Here is a 2018-nt window from a genome sequence, read left to right as displayed (position 1 = left end):
CGGGCGACGGCATCATCACCGAGGGTGACGTCGAAAACCCTGGGCACGGCGACTGGCTGGTCAAGGCATCGGGGTTCACCTTCGGCACCGACACGCAGGTGCCGCTCAGCCGCATCGAACTCGCCACCGGCAGAAGCGACCAGGTGATCGGAGGACAGTCCTTCGGCGTTCACCCGATGGGCGTGACCGGGTTGAGGGCGACCCAGCGCGTTCAGGTTCTCCTCGAGGGCCAGCGGGTGGACCTGGGTAAGTGGAAGGCCGTGCCGCAGTACACCGCGCTGCCGCCGCAACTGTGGGACGACAGCGGCGACCCGGAGCACGGCGAGGGGCAGCGGATGCACCTCACCGGGGTCACCCTCACCTCGCCCGACATCGACTACGGCGCGTCGACCGGCTACATCGGCGAGGACACCTTCAAGTTCGACCCCAACCCGAACGGCCTGATGCCGTTGAGCGCCGACGACGTGCCGCTGATCCCGGCGCCTACCCGACCCGCCGGGGTCCTGGACCTGATCGCGGCGACTGTGGACACCGCCCCACGGAGCGAAGCCCGTTCCAAGGTGCACGCCCTGATGAACGGCCTGGGCCTGACCACCGGCGGCGCCAAGACCGACCTTCCCGGTTACGCCAAAGTTGTGACCAGGGTTTTCACCGCGGAACCGATGCTCCTCGCGGCCGGGACCACGAATGCATCCGAAGGAGCGGTCTGATGGATGAGCCCAAGCACCGGACACGGTTCTTCGACCACCGGCTGCCCTCGCTGTACGCGGGCCGGCACACCGTCACGGTCGACCACACCCTCAGCGGGGACAGCCGGGTCGGTGACGACCTGCTGCCGGACTTGGAGCAGGTGTTCGAGGTCCGCCAGCCACGCCTGCAACTGCTGCCCGAGGACGTCACCGCCTGCTACCCACTTCCCGGTGCCCAAGGCGAATACGGGCTGCTGCTGCCGCACATCACCCTCACCCGAGCGGGCTTTCCCTGGTTCCACATGCTGAGCGGCGCCGCCGCAGGCGCCCCCTGGCTGGCGCTGCTGCTGTTCAGGGCGGGCGAGTTGCCCGAGGACCCGCTGGCCGTGGGCAAGGTGACGGTTTCCACCGCTGCCGAACTCGCCACCGGGCAGGCCGGTCCCGGCCGACCACCCGCTTTCGACCCGCCGTTGTACGACGACGAGCGGGAGATGACCGTCACCAGCGTCCTGGTTCCCGGCGCATTGTTCACCGCGATCTGCCCGACCACCTACGAACTGGGCATGCTCGCACACATCCGCGAGGGCGGTCCGCCGGACGCCAACCACGTCGTCGGAACCGACCCGCCGCCCGACGAGGACGACATCAAGGCAGTGCTGGTCTCCAGCCGCTTCCCGGACAACAAGGGCATGCAGGTCGTCCACCTCGTCTCGCTCGACGGGTTCGAAAACTATCTGGACGGCAAGGAACGGCCCCCGGACAGCGGACTGCGGTTGATCTCACTGCACTCCTGGGCGTTCAACTCGATCGACGACGGGAAGCGGGGATTCGGCGAGATCGCCCAACAACTGGCCGCGGACCCCGCGACTCTGCTGCGCCACCACCCGCTGCCCGACTCCTCCGACGTGCCGCAGGCCCTGGACCTGCTGAGCCAGGGAGGCACCGCGCTGCCTCAGGGCCTGGAGTCCGGGGAGACCACAGTCGGCTTCTACCGGGGTCCGTTCACGGCGCTGCCCGCGCACGACCTGCCGCAAGGCAAAGGCGTCCGGTTGAGTTCGGCGGGCGAGGGCCTGGTGTACATGGAGGAGCTTGGCGTCTACGACACGGGATACGCGGTCGCCTTCAGCCTGGGACGCCAGCTCGCGTTGGCCGACAGCGGGTTCCGCAGCGCCCTGATGGCCTTCCGCAAGGAAGCACGGCACACCGTCCGCAGGCTCCTGGCCTTCCCGGAACTGAGCGACATCGCAGCGCACGACGCCGCCGATGTGAACGGCACCCACGTCGTGCGCCGCGCCTTCGACCGGCTCCTGGGCGAGGACGGGCCACTCG

2 protein-coding genes are annotated in these 2018 nt (G+C 68.9%); both read left to right on the top strand.

Annotation, left to right across the window (positions count from 1 at the left end; genetic code table 11):
* Positions 1-710, top strand: a 710-nt coding sequence (locus AB0G02_RS37130) for a hypothetical protein (protein WP_360804265.1), incomplete at its 5' end; no start/stop codon positions are given.
* Positions 710-2018: hypothetical protein (locus AB0G02_RS37125; RefSeq protein ID WP_360804262.1), on the top strand; the 1309-nt coding region annotated here is incomplete at its 3' end. The genes AB0G02_RS37130 and AB0G02_RS37125, both read left to right, overlap by 1 nt.

Origin of the sequence: Actinosynnema sp. NPDC023658 (assembly GCF_040639995.1) — a bacterium.
Taxonomy (GTDB): Bacteria; Actinomycetota; Actinomycetes; order Mycobacteriales; family Pseudonocardiaceae; genus Actinosynnema.
Note: the sequence above shows the minus strand (reverse complement) of the source record. Positions and strands in the feature narration are given on the sequence as shown.